Raw genomic sequence first — 4,360 nt, forward strand, 5'->3', positions numbered from 1 at the left:
ATGAACGACTGGCTCACCTTCGCCTTGTCATGGCCATAGGGCAAAAGGTCATCCGACCCGATCCCGATCTTCTCTCCAATCTCCACGATCGGCCGCTTCCGCGCCTCACGCGCAATCTCAATATCCGACTTGTACGACATGTTGGGAATCCTGTTGGGTAGGGCGAGCTGATTATTCAGCCGCGATTTTGGGGACAGTCTCGACACGCACGGCCGAGAATTTGAATTCCGGGATCTTTCCATATGGATCGATCGCCGGATTGGTGAGCACATTCGCCGCAGCTTCGACATAGGCGAAGGGCACAAAGACCATGTCTTCCGCGACAGCGCGATCCGCCCGCGCCATGATCTCAATCGACCCGCGCCGCGTCGTCAGACGCAGCATGTCACCGGGCTCTGCGCCAAGCGCGCGCAAGGTCTTCGGATGCAGAGAGCAATTGGCTTCCGGCTCGACCGCATCCAACACGGAGGCGCGGCGGGTCATGGAACCGGTGTGCCAGTGCTCAAGCTGGCGTCCGGTGGTCATGATCATCGGAAATTCGGCATCAGGTGCCTCGTCCGGAGACACCAGAGAGGCGGGGGTAAACCGGGCGCGACCCTGCGGCCGAGGAAAGCCATCGCCGAAGACAACCGCCTGACCGGGATCGGTTGGGCTGAGGGACGGATACGTGACGGTCTCGGTCTCAAGCCGTTCCCATGTGATGTTATCCAGCGATGACATCACCTGCTTCATCTCGGCAAACACTTGGGACACATCGGTGTAGTCCCAATCCAGTCCAAGACGCTGCGCCAGTTCAACGGTGATCTGCCAATCCTCGCGCGCGTCACCGGGTGGCGGAACCGCTGGGCGCACACGCTGGACCTGCCGGTTGGTATTGCTGACGGTGCCGTTCTTTTCATAGAGCGCCGACGCGGGCAGGATCACATCGGCAAAGCACGCCGTTTCGGTCAGGAAGATATCCTGTACGACAAGATGGTCGAGTTTGGCGAATGCGTCGCGTGCATGCTCTACATCGGGGTCCGACATAGCGGGGTTTTCGCCCTGGATATACATTCCCTTGATGTTGCCCGCATAGGCTTGGTCGACGATTTCGGTGACTGTCAGGCCTTTCTGGTTGGACCAATCCTCATCGCGCCCCCAGACACTGAAGATGTCCTCGCGCACGGCATCGTCCATGACAGACCGGTAGTCCGGAACGAACATCGGAATGAGACCTGCATCAGATGCACCTTGCACGTTGTTCTGACCACGCAGCGGATGCAAACCGGTTCCGGGGCGGCCAACCTGTCCGGTCATCAGGGCCAGACTGATGAGGCAGCGCGAATTGTCCGTCCCGTGAATGTGCTGGCTGACGCCCATGCCCCAGAAGATCATGCCGGCTTTGGCACCGGCAAAGGTGCGCGCGACATCACGGATCACATCCGGCGCAATACCGCAGATCGGTGACATCGCCTCGGGTGTAAAGCCTTTCAGGTGCTCTTTTTCGGCCTCCCAGTTCTCGGTGTAGGCATCGATATATTGCTGGTCATAAAGCCCTTCTTCGACGATCACGTTCATGATCGCGTTGAGCATCGACACGTCTGCACCCGGTCGAAACTGGAGCATCTGGTAGGCGAACCGTTTGAGCCCCTGACCGCGCGGATCCATCACAATCAGTTTGCCGCCGTTTTTGGCGAACTGTTTGAAATACGTGGCCGCGACAGGGTGGTTTTCGACCGGGTTCGCGCCAATGACAATCGCGACATCCGAATTTTCGATTTGATTGAAGGTCGCTGTCACCGCGCCGGAACCGACATTCTCGATCAAGGCACTCACGGACGAGGCATGACACAGGCGGGTGCAATGATCGACATTGTTGTGCTTGAAACCTTGTCGGATCAGTTTTTGGAACAGATAGGCTTCTTCGTTGGTGCATTTGGCCGAGCCGAACCCCGCAACAGAAGCCCCACCATGTGCCTGACGAAGCTTGGCAAGACCGCCCGCCGCGACCGTCATTGCCTCTTCCCAAGTTGCCTCGCGAAAGTGGGTCAGGACGTTGCCGGGATCGACGTTCAAGCCTTTCGGGGGCGCATCGTCGCGTCGGATCAAGGGTTTGGTCAGGCGGTGTTCATGATGGATGTAGTCAAAGCCAAACCGCCCTTTGACGCAAAGCCGGCCTTCGTTTGCCGGGCCAATGATACCTTCAACATATTTGACCTTGCCGTCCTTGACCTTGAGAGAAACCTTGCAGCCAACACCGCAGAACGGACAGACGCTTTCGGTTTCTGTATCAAAGTCACGGCGGTCCCCGACTTGATCACAGTCCAAAACACTCGCCGGCATCAGAGCACCTGTCGGGCAGGCTTGCACGCATTCGCCACACGCCACACAGGTGCTTTCGCCCATCGGGTCTGCAAAATCGAATGTCGGATAGCTGTCATGCCCACGGCCCGCCATCCCGATGACGTCGTTGACCTGAACCTCGCGGCAGGCACGCACGCACAACCCGCATTGGATGCAGGCGTCAAGGTTCACCCGCATTGCGACATGGCTGTCATCCAGCAACGGGATGCGCCCATCTTCAAGTTTGGGAAAGCGGCTTTGATCTATACCGTTGACTTCGGCCATATCCCAAAGATGACTTGATTTGTCGTGGGCGGCATCCCGGTCCGGTTGGTCTGCCACCAACATCTCGACCACCATTTTGCGGGCATGGGTCGCGCGTGCCGAATTGGTTGTGACAACCATCCCCTCGGTTGGAACGCGAATGCAAGAGGCAGCAAGTGTCCGTTCTCCCTCGATCGCAACCATACACGCGCGGCAGTTTCCGTCCGGGCGATATCCGGGCGCTGGCTTGTGGCAGAGATGCGGAATGACAAGTCCACGCCCGTTCGCAACTTCCCAAATCGTTGCCTCGGCATCGGCGGTGACTGTTTCACCGTCCAGCGTAAAGGTGACCTGAGCGCTCATGCCTTACACCTCATCCGCAAAATGCTTGATCGTGAGCCGGATCGGATTTGGTGCAGCCTGTCCCAACCCGCAGATCGACGCATCGACCATCGCCTGGCTCAGCTCTTCGAGAAGCAGCGTGTTCCACTTATCCGCCTGCATCAGCTTGACCGCCTTTTCGCAGCCGACCCGGCAGGGCGTACACTGACCGCAGCTTTCATCCTCAAAGAAGCGCATCATGTTCAGGGCGGCATCCCGTGCCTTGTCGTGGTCGCTGAGGATCACGATTGCGGCAGACCCGATGAACGAGCCGTGTGCTTGCAGCGTATCGAAATCCATGGGCACGTCGTTGATAGACGCGGGCAGCAGTCCGGCAGATGGACCACCCGGCTGATAGGCTTTGAACACATGGCCCTCGATCATGCCGCCAGCGGCGTCAATCAGGTCCACGATCGTCGATCCGGCGGGCAGCAGATACACACCCGGAGCCTTGACTCGACCCGAGATCGAATAGCTTCGCAGACCTTTGCGACCGTTCTTTTCAACGCTTGTCAAAAGCTCGGGTCCCTCACGGCACACCCGCGCAACCCAGTAAAGCGTTTCGACATTATGAACGAGCGTTGGTCGGCCGAAGATGCCCACCTGGGCCACGAAAGGAGGGCGGTGACGGGGAAGGCCGCGTTTGCCTTCGATGCTTTCGATCATGGCGCTTTCTTCGCCGCAGATATAGGCCCCGGCCCCGCGACGAAGATCAATGTAACCGCGCGCCACGATGCCCGCAGTCTCAAGCGCTTCGATCTCGGTGCGTAGGATGTGCAGCACCGCTGGGTACTCGTCACGCATGTAAATGAAGCAGGTCTCGGCCTCGACGGCCCAAGCCGCAATCAGCATGCCTTCGAGAAAAAGATGCGGTGTGCGTTCAAGGTAGTAGCGGTCTTTGAAGGTGCCCGGTTCGCCTTCATCGCCGTTGACGGCCAGATAACGTGGCCCCGGATTGGCCCGCACAAAGCCCCATTTCTTGCCCGACGGAAAGCCTGCACCACCAAGCCCGCGCAAACCAGATGCCAGAACAGTCTCTTGCACGGCCTCCCAATCACCGGTCGCGCGAAGGTCTTTTAACGTCTCATAGCCACCATCCGCCACGTAGGATGCGAAGGTTTCATAAACCGGGATATGCGCATGGGTGTCACCGGCCTCTATCGCGGCTTTCACCTTCTCCGGTGTCGCGTGATCAATATGGTTGTGGCCCAGTTCGAGAACAGGTGCTGTGTCGCAGCGGCCCATGCACGGCGCACGAAGCACACGCACCTTTGCAGGATCAAGCCCATCCTCAAGTGCAGCCTTGAGCTGTTGTGCGCCTGCCATTTCACAGGACAGGGAATCGCACACCCGAATTGTCAAAGCGGGCGGCGGCGCTTGAGTTCCTTTGACG

Annotated in this window: 3 protein-coding genes; all 3 read right to left on the minus strand. The window is 58.7% G+C overall.

Features of this window, described 5'->3' with window-relative positions; all coding sequences use genetic code 11:
• Positions 1–140: formate--tetrahydrofolate ligase (locus JJ869_RS22255; protein WP_292266315.1), on the minus strand; the 140-nt coding region annotated here is incomplete at its 3' end.
• Positions 141–171: 31 nt separating this feature from the next.
• Positions 172–2,949, minus strand: a complete 2,778-nt coding sequence (gene fdhF, locus JJ869_RS22260) for a formate dehydrogenase subunit alpha (protein ID WP_292270915.1) — start codon at positions 2,947–2,949, stop codon at positions 172–174.
• A gap of 3 nt (positions 2,950–2,952) precedes the next feature.
• Positions 2,953–4,360: NADH-ubiquinone oxidoreductase-F iron-sulfur binding region domain-containing protein (locus JJ869_RS22265; RefSeq protein ID WP_292270917.1), on the minus strand; the 1,408-nt coding region annotated here is incomplete at its 5' end.

This window comes from Marivita sp. (assembly GCF_017643905.1).
GTDB lineage: Bacteria > Pseudomonadota > Alphaproteobacteria > Rhodobacterales > Rhodobacteraceae > Marivita.